The organism is Streptomyces sp. S.PNR 29 (assembly GCF_030386795.1).
GTDB lineage: Bacteria > Actinomycetota > Actinomycetes > Streptomycetales > Streptomycetaceae > Streptomyces.
This window is the reverse complement of record NZ_JANUQM010000011.1, coordinates 126,615-146,489: the sequence shown is the minus strand read 5'-3', so window position 1 is coordinate 146,489 and position 19,875 is coordinate 126,615. Positions and strand designations below refer to the sequence as shown.

At 70.8% G+C, this 19,875-nt stretch carries 16 protein-coding genes; 9 read left to right on the top strand and 7 right to left on the bottom strand.

Going from position 1 to position 19,875, the window contains the following annotated elements:
* The first annotated feature begins 385 nt into the window (after window positions 1-385).
* From NW895_RS27845 to NW895_RS27835, 3 genes are all read left to right on the top strand, one after another.
* Window positions 386-1,822, top strand: coding sequence for an RICIN domain-containing protein (locus NW895_RS27845; protein ID WP_289938938.1), 1,437 nt, complete (start codon window positions 386-388; stop codon window positions 1,820-1,822).
* A gap of 624 nt (window positions 1,823-2,446) precedes the next feature.
* Window positions 2,447-2,680, top strand: coding sequence for a hypothetical protein (locus NW895_RS27840; protein WP_289938937.1), 234 nt, complete (start codon window positions 2,447-2,449; stop codon window positions 2,678-2,680).
* 34 nt (window positions 2,681-2,714) lie between these two features.
* Complete coding sequence (locus NW895_RS27835; protein ID WP_289938935.1) at window positions 2,715-5,864, top strand: discoidin domain-containing protein; 3,150 nt, start codon at window positions 2,715-2,717, stop codon at window positions 5,862-5,864.
* A 1,096-nt stretch (window positions 5,865-6,960) separates the two neighbouring features.
* Here NW895_RS27835 and NW895_RS27830 read toward each other — a convergent pair.
* Window positions 6,961-7,926, bottom strand: coding sequence for a pirin family protein (locus NW895_RS27830; RefSeq protein WP_289938933.1), 966 nt, complete (start codon window positions 7,924-7,926; stop codon window positions 6,961-6,963).
* Window positions 7,927-8,089: 163 nt separating this feature from the next.
* Here NW895_RS27830 and NW895_RS27825 point away from each other — a divergent pair, with 163 nt between their 5' ends.
* The gene (locus NW895_RS27825; protein ID WP_289938932.1) at window positions 8,090-8,437 is read left to right on the top strand and encodes a tetratricopeptide repeat protein; all 348 of its coding nucleotides are present in this window, start codon (window positions 8,090-8,092) and stop codon (window positions 8,435-8,437) included.
* Between the two features lie 66 nt (window positions 8,438-8,503).
* Here the strand turns inward: NW895_RS27825 and NW895_RS27820 are convergent, their stop codons facing one another.
* Complete coding sequence (locus NW895_RS27820; RefSeq protein WP_289938930.1) at window positions 8,504-9,922, bottom strand: PepSY-associated TM helix domain-containing protein; 1,419 nt, start codon at window positions 9,920-9,922, stop codon at window positions 8,504-8,506.
* 135 nt (window positions 9,923-10,057) lie between these two features.
* On the opposite strand from NW895_RS27820, the gene NW895_RS27815 reads away from it, so the two are divergent.
* On the top strand, window positions 10,058-10,702 hold the full coding sequence (locus NW895_RS27815) for a peptide deformylase (protein ID WP_289938928.1): 645 nt from the start codon (window positions 10,058-10,060) through the stop codon (window positions 10,700-10,702).
* A gap of 129 nt (window positions 10,703-10,831) precedes the next feature.
* A complete protein-coding gene (locus tag NW895_RS27810; protein WP_289938926.1) occupies window positions 10,832-12,418 on the top strand; it encodes an ABC-F family ATP-binding cassette domain-containing protein in 1,587 nt (528 codons plus the stop codon).
* Window positions 12,419-12,427: 9 nt separating this feature from the next.
* On the opposite strand, the gene NW895_RS27805 is transcribed toward NW895_RS27810, so the two are convergent.
* Complete coding sequence (locus NW895_RS27805) at window positions 12,428-13,858, bottom strand: NAD(P)/FAD-dependent oxidoreductase (protein WP_289938925.1); 1,431 nt, start codon at window positions 13,856-13,858, stop codon at window positions 12,428-12,430.
* Between the two features lie 118 nt (window positions 13,859-13,976).
* On the opposite strand from NW895_RS27805, the gene trxA reads away from it, so the two are divergent.
* On the top strand, window positions 13,977-14,363 hold the full coding sequence (gene trxA / locus NW895_RS27800) for a thioredoxin (RefSeq protein ID WP_289938923.1): 387 nt from the start codon (window positions 13,977-13,979) through the stop codon (window positions 14,361-14,363).
* 18 nt (window positions 14,364-14,381) lie between these two features.
* Here trxA and NW895_RS27795 read toward each other — a convergent pair whose 3' ends face one another.
* From NW895_RS27795 to NW895_RS27785, 3 genes are all read right to left on the bottom strand, one after another.
* Window positions 14,382-15,818, bottom strand: coding sequence for a benzaldehyde dehydrogenase (locus NW895_RS27795; RefSeq protein WP_289939135.1), 1,437 nt, complete (start codon window positions 15,816-15,818; stop codon window positions 14,382-14,384).
* Between the two features lie 130 nt (window positions 15,819-15,948).
* A complete protein-coding gene (locus NW895_RS27790) occupies window positions 15,949-16,983 on the bottom strand; it encodes a LacI family DNA-binding transcriptional regulator (protein WP_289938920.1) in 1,035 nt (344 codons plus the stop codon).
* 114 nt (window positions 16,984-17,097) lie between these two features.
* Window positions 17,098-17,766 carry a TetR/AcrR family transcriptional regulator gene (locus tag NW895_RS27785; RefSeq protein ID WP_289938919.1) on the bottom strand — a complete coding sequence of 223 codons (669 nt, stop codon included), beginning with the start codon at window positions 17,764-17,766 and terminating at the stop codon, window positions 17,098-17,100.
* Window positions 17,767-17,895: 129 nt separating this feature from the next.
* Between NW895_RS27785 and NW895_RS27780 the strand changes: the two genes are divergently transcribed.
* A complete protein-coding gene (locus NW895_RS27780) occupies window positions 17,896-18,459 on the top strand; it encodes an NAD(P)H-dependent oxidoreductase (protein WP_289938917.1) in 564 nt (187 codons plus the stop codon).
* 59 nt (window positions 18,460-18,518) lie between these two features.
* Here NW895_RS27780 and NW895_RS27775 read toward each other — a convergent pair whose 3' ends face one another.
* Window positions 18,519-19,424, bottom strand: coding sequence for a LysR family transcriptional regulator (locus NW895_RS27775; RefSeq protein ID WP_289938916.1), 906 nt, complete (start codon window positions 19,422-19,424; stop codon window positions 18,519-18,521).
* Window positions 19,425-19,541: 117 nt separating this feature from the next.
* On the opposite strand from NW895_RS27775, the gene NW895_RS27770 reads away from it, so the two are divergent.
* Window positions 19,542-19,763 carry a hypothetical protein gene (locus NW895_RS27770; RefSeq protein ID WP_289938914.1) on the top strand — a complete coding sequence of 74 codons (222 nt, stop codon included), beginning with the start codon at window positions 19,542-19,544 and terminating at the stop codon, window positions 19,761-19,763.
* Window positions 19,764-19,875: the final 112 nt, after the last annotated feature.

Below are 19,875 nucleotides of genomic sequence, written 5' to 3'. Positions count from 1 at the left end.
AGCGGAAGCGTGGGTTCGACCAGTGGGTCCGCGCCCCATGAGCGTCCCGGTATCCGTCCCGCCCGCCCGGATACATTGGATGGATTAACAACCAAGCACGCTGCTTCTGTCTAGTGTTGCGGCGCAATTTCTCGACTGAACCTTACGACGCGGCTCGACAGTCGCCTGAACATGGGATGTATTGAGTAAGGGCTGCGATGCAGAGGATCGAGAGGGGATCGGTCCGAAGCGTTGACGAGACCCTCGTCGAGCCCTACCGTGCTCCAGCAGAAACGCACAGCTTCTGACATTTATCAAAGTCCCGGGCTGGATGAGCCGCCACCTCAGAGGAGCCGAACGCGGCGCCGACTTCTGCTCTCCCGCCAGCTTTCGACGAAGGAAACCCATGCTCCGTCGTGTCTGCTTGCTGCTGTCTGCCGTACTCGTGTGCGTGTCCGGGCTTCTGGCCACCGGCGCGCCCGCGCAGGCCGCTTCCGTCACCGTGACCAACGCGACCCAGTTCACCGACACCACCGGGGCCGTGGTCCACGCCCATGGCGGTGGTGTGATCAAGGTCGGCTCGTACTTCTACTGGTTCGGCGAGAACCGCAATCCCGACAACTCCTTCAAGTACGTCTCGGTCTACCGGTCGACGGACCTGAAGACCTGGGAGTTCCGCAACAACGTGCTGACGCAGAGCAGCGCGGCCGAGCTGGCCTCCGCCAACATCGAGCGGCCCAAGGTCATCTACAACAGCACCACCGGCAAGTACGTCATGTGGATGCACAAGGAACTGGCCACCGACTACACCCAGGCCCGCGTCGCGGTCGCAGTGTCGGACACGGTCGACGGCACCTACACCTACCTGGGCAGCTTCCGGCCGCTCGGCATCACCTCGCGGGACATGACCCTGTACAAGGACGACGACGGCACGGCCTACCTCGTCTCCTCCGCCAACGAGAACGCCGACCTCGCCATCTTCAGGCTCACCGCCGACTACACCGGGGTCAGCAGCCTGGTCGCCAACCCGTGGCCCGGTGCCTACCGCGAGGCTCCGGCGCTGTTCAAGCGGGGCGGCGTCTACTTCATGCTCACCTCCGGCAACAGCGGCTGGAAGCCCAACCAGCAGCGGTACGCCACCGCCACCGGCCTCGCCGGCCCGTGGACCGCCATGAGGGACATCGGCAACGACACCGCCTACGGCTCCCAGACCGCCTTCGTCCTCCCCCTCCAGGGCACCGCCGGCACCTCCTACCTGTACATGGGTGACCGCTGGGGCAACTCGATGGGCGGCACGGTCGCGGACTCGCAGTACGTCTGGCTGCCCCTGACCTTCCCCACCAGCACGACCATGAACCTGCCGTGGTACCCGCAGATCGCCGTCGACACGGCGGCCGGGACGGTCACCGGTGTGGGCGGCGGCCCCTACTACAACTTCGTCGCCCGGCACAGCGGCAGGTGCGTCGACGTCTCGGACAACTCCGCGGCCGACAACGCGGTCACCGTCCAGTGGGACTGCAACGGCGGCCTCAACCAACAGTGGCGGCTCACCGACGCCGGCGGCGGCTATGTTCAGGTCGTCGCCGAGCACAGCGGCAAATGCCTGGACGTGGCGAACGGCTCCACCGCTGACGGCGCATACGTCAACCAGTACCGCTGCACCACCGGCACCAACCAGCAGTGGCTCCCGCAGGACCAGGGCAACGGCTACTACCACCTCGTCGCGCGGCACAGCGGCAAATGCCTGGACGTGAAGGAGGCGTCCACCGCGAACGGCGCTCGCCTCATCCAGTGGCCCTGCGGCACCGGCGGCAACCAGGACTTCCAGCGGCGCGGCGCCTGAAACCGCCGCCCAGAACCCTGCCTGGACCTCCTCCTGGGAGCGCGTTGAACGGTCCCACGCCAGTGCGGAATGCGGTCGCACACGTGTTGACAGGTGCTACGGGACATCGGCGCGCGGCAGTTGGACGGAAGCGCGGCCAAGGGGGCTGAGTGGGTGTGCTCCCGACGGTGAGCGCCCGGTCAGGTCACTGGATCCCAAGGCCGCCGACATCCTTGCGCGGGCCCCACCGGCTCCGTTGGAGCATCGAGGAGTGGCCCCAGGCCGCCAAGAGCCACGTCGGACTCGACCACTACCAGGTCAGCCACTGGACCGCTTGGTACCGAGGGCGCTGCTCTGGTCCACCTGGCGCAGACAGCGCCAGGCAACGGCCCGACACAACCACTACCGACGGCGCCTCGACGAACCTACTGGACAGGTCATGAAAGCCCACTTGGCGCTGCAGGACCCCGCTCCTGCGGACACCGGCCGCACGGGCCTTGACACCCTCTCGCGTGGCAGCAAAGAATTCCCGCTGCACACCCGTTGTTGAAACGATTCAAAACGCCGCGCTCCACAAGTCCCTCCCCTCCCCGGTCTCCAGAACGCCTCGCCCACCATCACCGCACATCGACAGCAGGAGCCCGCATGTCCTCTGTAACGCGCCGGTCCGTCCTGCGCTCGGCGATAGCCGTGGCGCTCGCGCCCACCCTCGGCTCGACACTTCTGCCGGGGCTCGCTCCGGCGGCGTCGGCCGCCGTCTCCTGGACCGCGAAGTGGATCTGGGCTCCGTCCAGCTCGACGAACCAGTGGGTGGCGTTCCGTAGATCGTTCACTCTGGGCTCCGTCCAGCTCGACGAACCAGTGGGTGGCGTTCCGTAGATCGTTCACTCTGGGGTCCGCGCCGTCGAAGGCGGTGACGCAGATTGCGGCGGACTCCAAGTACTGGCTCTGGGTCAACGGCACGCTGGTCGTCTTCGACGGGCAGCTCAAGCGCGGCCCCAACCGCACGGACACCTACTACGACGAGATCGACCTCGCTCCCTATCTCACGAGCGGCCGCAACACGGTGGCGCTGCTGGTGTGGTACTTCGGCAAGCAGGGCTTCTCGCACAGCAGCAGCGGCAAGGGCGGTCTGCTGTTCCAGTCCGACATCACCACCGGTTCCACCACCACCCGGATCGTCAGCGACACCAGCTGGAAGCACATCGTCCACCCGGGCTACTCCAACAACACCAGCGGCACCCAGGTCAACTTCCGCCTGCCGGAGTCGAACGTCTACTACGACGCCCGCAACGCCACCGCCATGACCGCCTGGGAGTCGGCCGGCTTCGACGACAGCACGTGGAGCGCCCCCACCGACTTCGGAGCCGCTGGTGCCGCGCCTTGGAACGATCTCGTCCGGCGGCCGGTCCCACAGTTCCGGTACTCGGGTCTGAAGTCCTACGGCAACGCCTCGTCGCTGCCGTCCACGGGACAGGGCGCCACCGCCATCACGGCCACCCTGCCCTCGAACCTCCAGGTCACGCCGTATCTGAAGGTGGACGCTCCGACCGGCGCGGTGATCGGCATGCAGACCGACCACTACGCCGACGGCGACGGCCTGACCGGCCTCACACCCGGGGCGGAGAACAACATTCGCGCCACCTACGTCTGCAAGGGCGGGGTCCAGGAGTTCGAGGCGCTGGCCTGGATGAGCGGCACGGCGGTGAAGTACACGATCCCCACGGGCGTCACCATCCTGGATCTGAAGTACCGGGAGTCCGGCTACGACACCGACTTCGCCGGATCGTTCAGCAGCAATGACGCCTTCCTCGACGCCCTGTGGGGCAAGGCGGCGCGCACCATGTACGTCAACATGCGCGACAACTACATGGACTGCCCCACCCGCGAGCGCGCCCAGTGGTGGGGCGATGTGGTCAACCAGCTCAAAGAAGGCTTCTACACCTTCGACACCCGCTCCCACGCCCTCGGCGCCAAGGCCATCGCCCAGCTGACCGCCTGGCAAAAGCCCGGCGGCGTGCTCTACTCGCCGATCCCGTCCACCATCTGGACCGCTGAACTGCCCGTCCAGATGCTCGCCTCGGTGTGGGCCTTCGGCACGTACCACCTCTACACCGGCAACTCCGACGCCGTCTCCGGCACTTACCCGGCAGTGAAGGCGTACCTGAATCTGTGGAGCCTGGACGCGGACGGGCTGGTCAACCACCGCGCCGGGGACTGGGACTGGGAGGACTGGGGCAGCAACATCGACGCCCGCGTCCTCGACAACTGCTGGTACTACCTGGCCCTCGACACGGCCATCACCCTCGCCGGTCTCAGCGGCAACAGTGGCGACGTCGCCGCCTGGCAGGCCAAGCGCGACAGCATCAAGGCCAACTTCGACCGCGTTCTGTGGAACACCTCCAAGAACGAGTACCGCTCACCCGGCTACACCGGCGACACCGATGACCGCGCCAACGGCCTCGCCGTCGTCGCCGGCCTCGCGCCAGCCTCCCGCCACCGGGCGATCACCGAGGTGCTGCGCACCCACCTCAACGCCAGCCCCTACATGGAGTTCTACGTCCTGGAGGCGCTGTATCTGATGGGCGCGGCCACCGTCGCCGAGGAGCGGATGCGCAACCGCTACGCCGCCCAGGTCGCCGACCCCACCTGCTACACACTGTGGGAGATCTGGGACAAGTCGGGCGGCACCGACAACCACGCCTGGAACGGCGGACCCTTGTACACCCTGTCCGCCTACGCCGCCGGCGTCCGTCCCACCAAGCCCGGCTGGGAGACGTACGACGTCATCCCGCAGACCGGCACCCTCACGAAGATCAACACGGTCACGCCGACCGTCAAGGGCGACATCCGCTTCGGCATCACGCGCGACGGCGACCAGGTCACCCTGACCCTCACCTCCCCGGCTGCGACGACCGCGCGGGTGGGTGTCCCGACGTACCGTGGATCCTCACCGGCCATCAAGGCCAACGGAACCACCGTCTTCACGGGCGGCGCCGCCACCGGCAGCGTCTCCGGTCTCAGCTACGCCAGCAAGGACTCCTCGTACGTCTACTTCACCCTCCAGCCGGGCAACTGGACGTTCACCGTCACCGGTGCCGGCCGCCTCGACAACCTCGCCCTCGGCCGGCCCGTCACCAGCAACAGCAGCCTGGAGAACAGCGACTGGGGCAAGAACCGGCTCACCGACGGCAAGCTCACCAGCGTGACCGGCGCCAAGGGCTACACGAGCATCGACTTCCCCTCCGCCGACGTCAACGCGAACCCCGTCTGGGTGGAGATCGACCTCGGCACCGACACCGACCTCGACGCCGTACGGCTCTTCCCGCGCACCGACACCCCGGCGGTCGGCGGCGGCACGGCGGGCTTCCCCGTCGACTTCACCATCCAGACCCGCCCCGACGGGTCGAGCACCTACACCACCGTCCGCACGGTCACCGCCGAACCCAACCCGGGCGGGCTCGTACAGACGTACGGTTTCAAAACCACGACCGCCCGCTACGTACGGCTGCAAGCCACCAAGCTCGGTCCCCCTCCCGTCGACGAGACGACCAAGTACCGTCTCCAGCTCGCCGAACTCACCGTTCCCACCGCCGCGACCACCGTCACCGCCAACTACACGCTGGAGAACGGTGACTGGGGCAAGACACGCGTCCTCGACGGCAAGCTCACCAGCGTGACCGGCGCCAAGGGCTTCACCAGCATCGACTTCCCCTCCGCCGACGTCAGCGCCACCCCGGTGTGGATCGAGATCGACCTCGGCGCCGACCGGGCCATCGGCTCCGTCACGCTCCACCCCCGCACGGACACCGGCGCAGCCGGCGGCGGCACAGCGGGGTTCCCCGTCGACTTCACCATCCAGACTCGCCCCGACGGATCCGGAACCTACACCACCGCCCGCACCATCACTGCCGAACCCAACCCCAACGGAGCCGCTCAGACCTACACCCTCACGTCCGCCACCGGCCGCTATCTACGCCTGAAGGCCTCCAAGCTCGGCAAGCCCGCCTCGGACGAGACCACCAAGTACCGCCTCCAACTCGCCGAGATCCGCATCAAGTAGCAGGCCATCCCGAAACGGGCGGCGGTGCTGGTCCCTCACCACGACCTCACCGCCGCCCCCCGGAGAGAGCGACGACACGACCAGGCGGTGAAGGTCTCCGCCGCCCACCACCCGGCACGGCCGGTCACCGACGGCCCGAGGGCCACCACCGTCCCGCAGAACTCGTGGCCGAGGACTGACTTCGGCGAGGAACCACGACTTCTCCTTTGCGTCGGTCTCCTGACCTGGCTCGGCAGCACAGAGTCGCCTGACGGGTACGACGCAGAACTTGACGCGTTTCGTGCCCTTCGCGTTCCGGGTGCGGTCGCTGCACATCGCACTTTGTACGGCGTGCAGCTCCACTACCCCGGCTGCTCCGCACGGAGAACGCCGCGTCCAAGGTCGTCTGACGCGTAGAGACACATCCACTCCAGGTCAGGCACATCGAGGACAACACCGGCGCAAGTCAGCGCCCCGAGGCAGGCGACTTCAAAAGGATCTCGTCGTAGGCGGCTTCCTGGTTCATGGCCACATCCCGGAACCATTCCGACCTGGCCTCGACCGGGTCACAACCAAGATCCGGACCATACGCGGGCCAGAGTCCGCCAGCTCCCCTTCAACCATCGCATTCGGGCTGGTCAGAGCCATTCGCGTGGTGTACCACCAGCAGACGAAGAACCTGCTAGTCACTCTCCGGCGCAGCACCTTTCGGATCGGACGGAAGCGGCGCTGCCGACAGACAGCCGTGACATCGGAATCTTGTGGAATCGCGACAAGACCGCAGTGTGAGCGACGCCGTCCCTCCGTAACGCCTGACTCGACCGCCAGCCAGGTCAGCATCGGTCCGGACACCACCGGACCTGCAAACACCTCCGCAAGTCCGGAAGCTGGGAAAAGAGCCGCTCACCCGATCCTGACGAGGCGTCAGCAAAGTCAGCATTAGGTCAGCAAGAGTCCTGCCACAGCCGCCCACAGACAGCCACACCATGGAATCGCCAACCGCACCGGCCTGAGCCAGCGGGCCGCTTGGACGCCTTCCGGCAAGCAGGTGGAAGGAAGGGAGAATTGCCCGACCACCTTGGCCCTGCCGCCACCAACGATGACGCATTTCCGCAGGTCAGCGCACTCTTCCCCGCGGTTTCAACGGCACCGGCGGCAGTTCCGGTGCGGGCAGTGGAGCCCCGTCGTACCCCTTCACCTCCCCGAACCGGGAGCCTTCCATCCAGTCCTCACGGGCCTGTACGATCTCTTCCTGAGATCGCCCGATCCAGTTCCAGAACATGATGAGCTCCTCCTCGAACGGCTCGCCGCCCAGGAGCATCAGGTCCGCGTCCGACTCGGCGCGCAGCGGCAGTTCGCTGCGGCCGCAGCCGAGGTAGAGCATCGAGCCCGGCAGGACCGGTACGCCGTCCACATGGGCCTCGCCGGACATGGAGAGTACGGCGTACTCGAAGTCCGGCTCCAGCGGGAGGCGTACGTCCGCGCCGCGGGTCAGGGCGAGGTCGGCGCCGACGATCGGGGTGTACGTCGTTCCGGGTGAGGTCGCGCCGTCGAGGTCTCCGAGGATGAGCGTGGCCGTCAGGCCCGGTGCCGTGACGAGCGGCAGCTCGGCGTGGAACTCGAAGTGGGGGTCGGTGTGGCGGTGGCCGTCCGGGAGAGCCACCCAGAGCTGCGCGCCGTGCAGGAAGCGGGCGTGCGGCCTGGGGCTCTCCTCGGAGTGGCTGATGGCGTGGCCCGAGGTCATCAGGCCCAGCTCGCGCGGGCGGATGGTCTGCAGGCTGCCGGTCGAGTCCCGATGCAGCACCTCGCCCTCGTGCAGCCAGCTCACCGTCTGCAGGCCCATGTGCGGGTGCGGCGGCACCTGCATGCCGGGCTCGTCGGCGATGTCGTCGGGGCCGTAGTGATCGATGAAGCACCAGGCGCCCACCATGCGGCGGCCCAGGTTGGGCAGCAGCCGTCGCACCTCGGTCGACTCGCCCAGCCGGACCCGGCGAGGGCTGAGCAGCTCGCGGACCGGTTCGGCGACGACGAACCCTCGGCCGCCGCACACGCTGGGCACCGCCTGACGGTCAAGATTGCTCATGCCGCTCAACCTAGCCGTCACACGACGCCACCGGCAGGGCAACGCCCCAGCCGGGTCGTCATCGGCCGGCCGCGGGGACCGCACCGGGCGCCGGATCCACCCCGGTCCGGTGGTGGAATGTTTGACCACATGTCGCGGTTGAGGCCGTCGAAGGAGGTCACGAGTGGACACCACGTACTACGACCACGGAACCCCGGCGGAGCGCTGGGAGCGCGCCGGGATGTTCTTCGACGCCAAGGACTACGCCGCGGCGGCGCGCGTGCTGCGCGGGCTGGTCGAGGAGGTTCCCGAGCAGACCGGACCGCGGCTGCTGCTCGCGCGCTCCTACTACCACTCGGCCCAACTGCGGCGTGCTGAGGCCGAGTTGCGCGTCATCGTCGAGCGTGACCCGGTGGAGCACTACGCCCGGCTGATGCTGGGCCGCACGCTCCAGCGGCAGGGGCGGCACGAGGAGGCCGAGTCGCACCTGCGGATCGCCTCCGCGCTCGCGGGCGACTTCGAGCGGATCTAGCGGGCCAGGACACCGGTGCCCCGTTCCCCCGAGGGACGGACCGGGCACCGGTGTCCCGCCTGCCGTCTACTTCGCTGCCTTCTCCCGCGCGGCGGTCCCGCCCCCGTACGTCCGTCGTCCCCGCCGGTAGGCGATCTCACCGAGGACGATGTCCACGGTGAGGAACGCGGCCAGCGGAATGCCGAACAGGGGGACGAAGTACCCGAGGACGGCCGTGGCCGCCAGCAGCGGGACGAGGATGTGCGGCGGCACCTGCTGCCAGGCGCCGCGCGGAACCGGCCGGCCGAAGGAGGAGCCGCGACCGCGCTGCCACCACATGCGGTAGCCCCACACGATGAGCAGGATCAGGGCGAGCGCGAGCAGCATCAGGGCGATCTGGTTGGCCAGGCCGAACAGGACACCGGTGTGCAGGTCGATGCCCCAGCGGGTCATTTTGGCGAGCAGCGGATAGTCGGCGAACCGCAGTACGTCGGTGACCTCGCCGGTGGCCGGGTCGACGGCGACCGAGTCCTGCTTCTCGGGCCAGCTGCGCTGCACCTGCTTGACGACGTAGGCGGAGGACGCGTCGGCGGGCGGGACGATCTCCACGGGGTCACCGAGCCCCTTGGCGCGGGCTGCTGCCAGCACCTTGTCGAGGCCGACGCCGTGGTCGGCCTTCCCGGCCGACGCGGACGCGCCGTGGCCCCCGTGGTCGCCGCCCGCCGCCGCGGACACGGACGGCGTGGCCTGACCGAGCGAGGTGCGCAGTTCGTCGATGTTCGCGCCGGCGTACGCCGACCAGGTCAGGCCGGTCGCCGAGAGGAAGAAGAACCCGGCCGCGGCCCATACGCCGACGGTGCCGTGCAGGCCGAGCGTGCGGCGCCGCCCGCTGGTGCCGCGCACCGTGCGCAGGGCACGGCGGCGGGCGAACCAGAGCACCAGGCCGCCGCCCGCGATCACCCACAGCCAGCTGGCGGCGAACTCGCTGTAGTGACGGCCCGTTTCGCCTAGGTGCAGGTCCCGGTGGAACTCGTCGATCCAGGTGCGCAGGGGCAGCGCGCCCGTCGCGCCGTACTGTTCGAGGGCGCCGCGGACCTTCCCGGTGTACGGGTCGACGAACACGGCGAGTGTGTGGTCCGCGTCGACGCCCTTGACGCCGGACAGCAGGACCCTGGTGGTCGCGTCGTCCTCGGGTGAGGGGCGTACGGCCGACACGGAGCCGTCGGGGTGGGCCTCGCGGGCGGCGGCCACCTGCTCGGAGATCGGCAGCTTGCGGTCCCCGACGGGGACGGTCGTCTCGTGCGCGTACACGATCTTCTCGGCCTGGAACGAGGCGGCGTACAGGAAACCGGTGACCGCGGCGACGAGCAGGAACGGGGCGACGAACACGCCGGCGTAGAAGTGCAGGCGCAGGACCAGGGAGCGCAGCGGGGCGCCTGTGCCGGGGGACGCCGGGGAGGCGGACTGCGGGGCCTCGTCCTTGGTGGTCGAGGGAGCGGTGGTCATCGGTGGGCTTCTCCGGGGACGTTACGGGCCGTGGCAGTGCAGTAGTCGGGGCGGACCCGGGCTCAGTTCCCGGGAAACAATGTGGCGTACGCCACACGCAGAGGTGCCGGTAGCGGGCCGTGGCATGCTGGCGCGATGGGAACTCCGAGTGAGCGCGCACCCCTTGCCGAGCGGGTCGAGGAACTCCTCGCCGGTGACGGCCCGTTGCCCATCGTCGCGGCTGGTGATCCGGTGCTGCGGCGCGGCACCGCGCCCTTCGACGGGCAGCTGGAGCCCGCGCTGCTGGCCCGGTTCGTCGAGGCCCTGCGCGTCACCATGCACGCCGCGCCCGGTGTCGGCCTGGCCGCACCGCAGGTCGGGGTGCCCCTGCGGATCGCGGTGATCGAGGATCCTGCGCCGGTTCCTCAGGAGGTGGCCCTCGTGCGAGGGCGGGTGCCGCAGCCGTTCCGCGTGCTGGTCAATCCCTCGTACGAGCCCGTCGGCACGGCCCGGGCCGCGTTCTTCGAGGGCTGCCTGAGCGTGCCGGGCTGGCAGGCGGTGGTGGCGCGGCACGCCGAGGTGCGGCTGATCGCGCAGGACGAGCACGGGCGGGCGGTGGACGAGGTGTTCACCGGCTGGCCCGCGCGGATCGTGCAGCACGAGACGGACCACCTCGACGGCACGCTCTATCTCGACCGGGCCGAGCTGCGCTCGCTGTCCTCGGACCGGGCGATGGCGGAGCGCTGGACACAGCCGACGCCGGATGCGGCCGCGTCGGCGCTGGGGTTCCCTCTGCCCTGACGGTAATGCGGAGGCGCGCCAGGGGTTGCCTCCGTTACCGTGACGGCATGTCCACGCCCCGAATTTCCTAGCTGAGGACCCGCTTCCACGCCACCCATGTGTCCTCTTGCTTGTTCGGAGCGTTCTCTCATGATCACCGTTCGTGACGTCGATGTGCGCGTGGGCGCGCGTCTGCTGCTGGCCGGCGTCTCCTTCCACGTCTCCCCCGGCGACCGCATCGGCCTGGTGGGCCGCAACGGCGCCGGAAAGACCACCCTGTTGAACACCTTGGCGGGCCTGCTGCGGCCCGCCGCCGGCACCGTCATCCGCACCGGCGACGTCGGCCATCTGCCGCAGGACTCCCGCGCGGCCGACCAGTCGGTCACCGTCGCCGACCGGATCCTGTCCGCGCGCGGGCTGGACCGGGCCGTAGGGGCGCTGCGCCGTGCCGAGGCGGCGATGGCGGACGGGACGGGGCGGGCGATGGACGCCTATGTGCGCGCCGAGGCCGAGTTCCAGGCACGCGGCGGGTACGCGGCGGAGGCGGAGGCCGCCCGGGTCGCCTCCGGTCTCGGGCTTCCGGCGCGGCTGTTGGACCAGCCGCTCGCCGCGCTGTCGGGCGGTCAGCGCCGCCGTGTCGAGCTGGCCCGGATCCTGTTCGCGGGGCACGGCACGCTGCTGCTGGACGAGCCGACGAACCATCTGGACGCCGGTTCGATCGCCTGGCTGCGCGCATTCCTGGCCGGTTATCAGGGCGGGCTGGTGCTGATCAGCCACGACACGTCCCTGCTGGCCGCCACGGTGAACCGGGTCTTCCAGCTGGATCCGCAGCGCGCCGCGCTCGACCTCCACAACACCGGCTGGGACGCGTATCTGGACCGCCGGGAGGCCGACGAGCGGCGCCGGGCGCGTGAGCGGGCGAACGCCGAGCGCAAGGCGGCGGCGCTGCACGCGCAGGCGGACCGGATGCGGGCCCGGGTGGCGACGGCGGTCGCCGCGCGCAACATGGTCCGCCGTGCCGACCGCATGCTCGCCGGCCTTGAACCGGTCCGGCGCGCCGAGAAAGTCGCCAGGATCCGGTTGCCCGAGCCCGCGCCCTGCGGCCGGATCCCGCTCGGCGCGGTCAGCCTGACCAAGGCGTACGGCGACCATCGCGTGCTGCGGGGCGTCGACCTGGCCGTCGACCGGGGCAGCCGTCTGGTGGTGCTGGGGCCCAACGGCGCCGGGAAGACGACCCTGTTGCGCATCCTCGCCGGCCAGGACGCACCGGACGGCGGCCGGGTGGTGCCGGGCCACGGGCTGCGGCTCGGCTACTTCGCGCAGGAACACGACACACTGCGCACCGAGCTGACGGTCCGTGAGCAGCTCGCAGCGGTCGCCCCGCATCTGACGGACGGTGAGGTGCGGGGCGTGCTGGGCTCGTTCCTGTTCACCGGGGACGACGCCGACAAACGGGTCGGTGTCCTGTCCGGCGGCGAGAAGACCCGGCTCGCCCTGGCGGGCCTGGTCCACTCCGGCGCGAACGTCCTGCTCCTGGACGAGCCCACCAACAACCTGGACCCGGCCTCCCGGGCAGAGGTGCTGGCCGCGGTGGGCACGTACCCGGGCGCGATCGTCATGGTCACCCACGACGAGGGGGCGATCGAGGCACTGCGCCCGGACCGGGTGCTGCTGCTGCCGGACGCGGACGAGGATCTGTGGAGCGAGGAGTACCTGGAGCTCGTGTCCCTGGAGTGACGCCGGGGGTCAGTTGTCGCGGTAGGCCTCCAGCAGCCGCAGCCACACCTCGCTGATCGTCGGGTACGACGGGACGGCGTGCCACAGGCGGCCGATGGGGACCTGCCCGGCGACGGCGACGGTCGCGGAGTGGATCAGTTCGCCGACGCCGGGGCCGACGAAGGTCACGCCGCGGACGATCTCGTCCTCCAGGTCGACGACCATGCGGGCGCGGCCGCGGTAGCCGTCGCCGTACAGTCCCGCGCCGGCGACCGAGGACAGGTCGACGTCGACGGCTCGGACGCGGTGGCCGGCCTGCTCCGCCTCGGCCAGCGACAGCCCCACGGCCGCCGCCTCGGGGTCGGTGAAGACCACCTGGGGGACGGCGGCGTGGTCGGCGGTCGCGGCGTGCGCGCCCCACGGCTCCGCGAGGAAGGTCTCTCCGGTGGCGCGGGCGGCGATCGCCGCGCCCGCTATCCGTGCCTGGTACTTGCCCTGGTGGGTGAGCAGGGCGCGCTGGTTGACGTCACCGACGGCGTACAGCCAGTCGTACCCGGTCACCCGCAGGCTGTCGTCGACCGGCAGCCAGGAACCCGGCTGGAGGCCGACGGTCTCCAGGCCGAGGTCGTCGGTGCGCGGGGCGCGGCCGGTGGCGAAGAGGATCTCGTCGGCCTCGATGCGGTCGCCGGTGTCGGTGACGACCACGACGGTGCCGTTCTCCCGGGTCACCGACTCGACGGAGGTGCCGGTGCGCACGTCGGCGCCGGCCTCGGTGAGGGCTTCGGCGACCAGTTCGCCGGCGAACGGTTCCATGCGGGCGAGCAGGCCCTTGCCACGGACCAGCAGGGTGACCCGGGAGCCGAGGGCCTGCCAGGCCGTGGCCATCTCGGTGGCGACCACACCGCCGCCCACCACGACCAGGCGGCCCGGCGCGGCCTTGGCGCTGGTGGCCTCCCGGCTGGTCCACGGCCTGACGTCGGCGAGCCCCGGCAGGCCGGGCAGGGCGGCGCGGCTGCCGGTGCTGACGACGACGGCGTGCCGGGCGGTCAGGACGCGCTGCTCTCCGTCGGCACCGGTCACGGTCACCGTGCGCTCCCCGGCCAGGCGCCCGTGCCCGCGGTGGAGGTCGGCGCCGATGCCGTCCAGCCACCGGACCTGACCGTCGTCCTGCCAGTGGGAGGTGTACTCGTCCCGGTGGGCGAGGACCGCCGGCGCGTCGAGAGGGCCCTGCACCGACTGGCGCAGGCCGGGCAGGCGGCGGGCGTCCGCCTGGGCGATGACCGGGCGCAGCAGGGCCTTGCTGGGCATGCACGCCCAGTACGAGCACTCGCCGCCGACCAGCTCGTTCTCCACGACCGCGGTGGTGAGACCGGCGGCGCGGGTGCGGTCGGCGACGTTCTCCCCCACGGGACCGGCCCCGAGCACCACGACGTCGTACGCGTAGGTTTCCGTTTCCGTCATGGGGTCAGTCTGGTGGGTGGTGTGCGCCGTGGCCACATGGGTAGGGGCGCGGAATACCTGACCGGTCGGCCGTGTTGTGCCGACGGCTCGACCCCACACCAGGAAGAGGGAAAACGCCATGAGCAGCACCGTGGAGCTCACCAAGGAGAACTTCGACCAGACGGTCACGGACAACGAGTTCGTCCTGATCGACTTCTGGGCGTCCTGGTGCGGGCCGTGCCGTCAGTTCGCGCCGGTCTACGAGAAGGCGGCCGAGGAGAACCCGGACCTGGTGTTCGGCAAGGTGGACACCGAGGCGCAGCCGGAGCTGGCCGCGGCCTTCGGTATCCAGTCGATCCCCACGCTGATGATCGTCCGTGACCAGGTCGCCGTGTTCGCGCAGCCGGGCGCGCTGCCCGAGGCCGCCCTGACGGACGTGATCGGGCAGGCGCGGAAGCTGGACATGGACGAGGTCCGCCAGGCGATCGCCCAGCAGCAGGCGCAGGCCGAGCAGAACGGCCAGTAGGACCTCGCACCGGAAGACCTAGAACGGGTACGTCGCCACGTCCCCGCGCACCGTCGTCCAGCGCACCTCGGTGAAGGCCTCGAGGTTGGCCTCGCCGCCGAAGCGGGCGCCGGTGCCGGAGGCGGCGATGCCGCCGAAGGGGGCGACGGCCTCGTCGTTCACGGTCTGGTCGTTGATGTGGACGATGCCGGTCGGGATCCGCTCCGCCAGGTCCAGGCCGCGGGCGGTGTCGCGGGTGACGATGCCGAGGGAGAGTCCGTAGGGGCTGTCCGCGGCGAGGGCGGCCGCCTCGTCGGCGGTGCGGAACGGGCGTACGGGCGCGACGGGGCCGAAGACCTCCTCCGCGTACGCGGGGGTGTGGTCGTCGATGCCGGCGAGGACCGTCGGCCGGTAGAAGAGTTCCTCGTGCGTGCCGCCCGCGGCCAGCCGGGCGCCGCGGGCGGTGCTGCCCTCCACCAGGCCGTGCACCTTGCTGAGCTGGGTGCGGTCGATGAGGGGGCCGAGGTGGACCTGCGCGCGGTGCGGGTCGCCGACGGCGAGGGAGTCGGCCTTGGCGGCGAGCCGTTCGACGTACTCCTCGTACAGCGACTGGTGCACCAGGTGCCGTCCGGTCGTCATGCAGATCTGGCCCTGGTGGAAGAACGAGCCCCAGGCGGCGGTGGAGATCACCGCGTCGAGGTCGGCGTCCTCCAGCACGATCAGGGCGGAGTTGCCGCCGAGTTCCAGGTGGGCGCGCTTCAGGTGGCGTCCGGCGGCCTCGCCGACCGCCCGGCCCGCCGGGGTGGATCCGGTGAAGGAGATGACGGGGACACGCGGGTCGGCGACCAGGGCCTGTCCGGCGTCCGGGCCGCCCGGAAGCACGTGCAGCAGGCCCTCGGGCAGACCCGCCTCGGCGAAGACCGCGGCCAGGGACAGGCCTCCGCAGACCGCCGTGCGCGGGTCCGGCTTCAGCACGACGGCGTTGCCGAGCGCGAGGGCCGGGGCGACGGAGCGTATGGAGAGGATCAGCGGGGCGTTGAAGGGGGAGATCACGCCCACGACGCCGACCGGGACACGCCGCGTGTACGACAGGCGGGGCGCCTCGGTGGGCAGGACCTGCCCGGCGGGGCGGGAGGCCAGCGCGGCGGCCTCGTAGCACTCCTGCGCCGCCACGTGCAGTTCGAAGTCCGCCTTGCCGGGGATGGATCCGGACTCGCGGACGAGCCACTCGCGCAACTCGCCGGCATGCGCGGTGAACAGGTCGCCGGCCTTGCGCAGGATGCCGGCGCGGACGAAGTGCGGGGTGCGGCCCCAGTCGGCCTGGGCGGTGCGGGCGGCCGCGGTGGCCGCCTCGACGTCCTGGGGGGAGGCGAGGGTGACGGTGCCGAGCGTGTCGCCGGTGGCGGGCTCGGTGACGACGTGTTCCGGTCCTGTGAGGGTGCGGGACTGCCAGGTCTTGGGGTCGAGCAACGGCATGACGGCTCTCCGATCGATCACCGGCGCACTATTTGAACGCGCAACATCCTAGCCACGAACCGAGGCTCAACCCCCGTTGCAGCATGGAGGAGTTGTGACGCGTGGAGGAGCGGTGACCACAGCCCCCGGTTCAGCTGGACTCGCGGTGCACCACCGTCGCCCCCAGCACCGTGCGCCGCTCGGGCGGCGCGCCGGGGTCGCGCACCATGCGGTCGACCAGTTCGGCGAGTTCGCGGCCGGACGGCAGTTCGAGGTGGACCGTGCTCAGCCTCGGTCTGAGCAGCCGGCCGAGCATCAGGTCGTCGGCGCCGATCACGGCCGTCTCCTCGGGGATGCGCACTCCCTGGTCCTGCAGGGCGCGCATCAGCAGCATCGCGTACTCGTCGTTGAACGCGAACACCGCGTCGAGGCCGAGCTCCCGCCAGCGGACGGCGAGCCGCGCGGCGGACTCCTCTTCGTAGGCCAGAGGCAGTTCGGTGACGGTGGCGTGCGTGCCGTGCACGGCGCGGCGCACACCTGCCAGGCGGGGCCCCGAGAAGGAGTCCAGGCCCGGCTCCGCCGGCACCACGACACCGATACGGCGGCGGCCGCGGTCGCGCAGGTGGGTGCCGGCGCAGTGGCCGACGGCCTCATGGTCCATGAGCAGCGCGTGGGCGCCCTCGACGCAGTCGGAGCCCAGGGTGACCACGGCACGGGCGCCGGAACGCTTGAGCACCGCGACGCCCTGCGGGCCGAGCCCTGAATGGGGCACCAGCACGGCCACCGGCCGCAGTTCGGCCCAGGCGCGGGCGGCCTCGTCACCGCGCAGGCCGACGGAGCCGTGCTGCACGACGGTGTAGTCGAGTCGGCTGAGCGCCCGCTGGAGGTCGTGGAGGAACTGGCCGTAGAGCGGGCCGACGGGGATGGCCGGCGCGGGCATGAGCACCATACGGCTGTGCCCGGCGCGCAGGCTGCGGGCGGCCGCGTGCGGGACATAGCCGAGTTCCTTCGCGGCCTCATGGACACGGCGGCGGGTGGGTTCGCTGATCCGGACGGCGCTGGTGTTGTTGAGGACGTAGGAGACGGTCGCGCGCGAGACGCCGGCCAGGCGGGCCACATCGGCGCTCGTGGGCACGGAGCGCGGTGCGATGGACGCGGGGGCGGGCGTTTTCGGTATCTGCACCATGACGTACGGCATCTTGGCAGAAGCCGGATACGGGGGTGCGGGCGGGGCGACGTCAAACCTGAGTGTTCCTCAACTTCAGGCCACGGGCAGCACGGGCCGGGCCCGAGCCAGGCCTCAGGGGGACGACGCGGCACCCGTCACCCGCGCGACCAGGTCCAGCCAGCCCGCCTCCAGCCGCTCCACGGACATCCCGCACTGCCTGGTCAGGTGGTTGAGCAGGGCGGGGTCGAGATACGCCATCAGCGTGTGGGCGAGGAGCTCGCAGTCGGCGTCCGGCACGGCCTGCCGCAGCAGCAGGGTGACGTGACCGCGCAGGAAGCGGCGCGGTGCGGCCGTGAAGCGGCGGTCCGCGCCCGGCTCGGCCGCCAGTTGGAGATCGAGCTCGTCGGCCGAGCGGCGCAGCAGGGCGCAGCCGAACGCCTGCAGCCGCTGCACGGGGGGCGCTCCGGGCCCCAGCGGCGGGGGGCCGCTGAGGAACGCGGCCTGGAACTTCTTCTCGGAGTGGTCCAGCAGCGCCATCAGCAGCCCGGTGCGGTCGCCGAAGCGGCGGAAGACGGTGCCCTTGCCCACCTGTGCCGCCGCGGCCACCGCCTCCATCGTGAGACCGGCCGCGCCGTGCTCCGCCACCAGCCGCGCGGCGGCCTCCAGCAGGCGGGCGCGGTTGCGAGCGGCGTCGGCGCGCAGACACGGCTCGTCCTCGCCGGAGCCGATGCCGAGTTGCAGCACTTCGGGCTGGTCTACGGGCTCCTGAGGCTTCGGGAAGGGGGGCAGGGCGGCGGACATGAAGCCAGCGTAAAGCATCGGGAAGAAAACTGGACCGCGGTCCGTTTAGGGTGCTAGAAAGCTAAGCGGACCTCGGTCCGGATCGTTACCGCGATGTTTCAGCACCTGTTTCAGACCTGGGAGACTCGTATGTCTGTCCGTATTCTCGCGCTCGTCGGTAGCCTGCGTGCCGGTTCGACCAACCGCCAGCTCGCCGAGGCGGCCGTCAAGCTCGCTCCCGAGGGCGCCGAGGTGGTGCTGTTCGAGGGCCTGGCCGACATCCCGTTCTACAACGAGGACATCGACGTGGAGGGCAGCGTCCCGGCCGCCGCCGCCAAGCTGCGTGAGGCCGCGCAGGCCGCCGATGCCTTCCTGCTCTTCTCGCCCGAGTACAACGGCACCATCCCGGCCGTCCTGAAGAACGCCATCGACTGGCTGTCCCGGCCGTACGGCGCCGGTGCCTTCGGCGGCAAGCCGGTCGCCGTGGTCGGTACCGCCTTCGGCCAGTACGGCGGCGTCTGGGCGCAGGACGAGACCCGTAAGTCCGTGGGTATCGCCGGCGGCAGGGTGATCGAGGACATCAAGCTGGCCATCCCCGGCTCGCTGACCCGTTTCGCCGAGACCCACCCGGTGGACGACGCCGAGGTCGCCGCGCAGCTGACGGAGGTCGTGGCCCGGCTGCACGGTCACGCCGGCGAGGCCGCTGCCGCCTGATCCGCGCCGCGGATCAGGCGGGGGCCGGAGCTCATCGAGCTCCGGCCCTCGCGCATGTCTCAGGCTAGGGCGGTAGGCGCCAGTTCGCGCAGTTCCTCCAGCGCCGCGGCGATGGCCGGGCGCCGGTGACCGCCGCCGCGCGTGCAGGTCAGCAGCTTGCGGTGCGGGTCGCCCGCGCAGCGCACCCGGGTGATCGGCAGGTGCGGGGCCAGATGGGCGAGCCGCGGGATCAGGGCGACGCCGAGCCGGTGGGCGACGAGGTGGGCGGTGGCGTTCCAGTCCCGGGCGTGGTGCACCACGTGCGGGGTGAACCCGGCGGCACCGCACGCGGACATCACAAGCGTGCGGCAGGGACTGTCGGGCACGGGGGCGATCCAGTCGTCGTGCGCCGCCTCCGCGAGGTCGACGCACTCCCGTCCGGCGAGCGGATGGTCGTCCGGTACGACCAGGCAGTACGGGTCGTCCAGGAGCGGCCGCTGTTCGAAGCGGGCGTCGCTCAGCGGCGGGTTGTGCGGGGTGGCCTCCACGACCGCCAGGTCGATCTCCCCCTGGAAGAGCAGGTCGAAGCACTCGGGCACACCCGCCTCCGTGATCCGCACGGACAGGCGTGGATGCCGGTCGCGCAGCCGGACCGCCATCGGGGCCAGCAGCACCGAGACGGCCACCGGGAACCCTGTCACACGCAGCGGCCCGGCGGGCGCACCGTGGTCGGCCCGTAGGTCGAGCTCGGCCTGTTCCCATCGGGCCTGGATGGCATCGGCGTGCGCCAGCAGGCTCTCGGCGGCCGGGGTCAGCCGGACGCCACGCCCCTGCGGCTGGAGCAGGTCGACGCCGAGGTCGCGGGCGAGCTGCCGGATCTGCTGCGAGGCGGCGGACGGGGTGAAGTGCAGGGCGTGGGCGGCCGCGGTGACCGTGCCGTAGTGGGCGACCGCTCTGAGGACGTTCAGCCTGCGCAGGTCAATCATGAAGTTCACGCTTCACGGTGGCGTCCGCAAAGTCAACCTGGACGTGTACGGAGGTGGCGGCGCACGCTGGCTGTGTCGCGACGGCCAGCCAACCGAGAACGTGAACGAGGAGTCACCATGACCAGCACGACCGGCACCGCCTGCCCGCACTGCGGGTGGCCCGACGGCGCCGACCCGTTCCAGGTCGTCTCGCGGCACACCACCGCCAAGGGCCACACCGTGTGGACCCGCTGCGGCTGCGGCTCGCTGCAGATACGGATCGTCGACCACTGCGGCATGCGGATCATCTCCCGCAGCGCACCCCCCACGCCGCCCCGGCTCAGCCCGGCCACCCGCTGAACAGCCGGTGCCGCGAACCGCTCGAACCGGCCCGCGGGTTCGCCCACGCAAGGGCCCTCGGCTCGGCGGCACCACGTGGCCGCCACCGCGGCGGGCCTCACCCACCGGACCC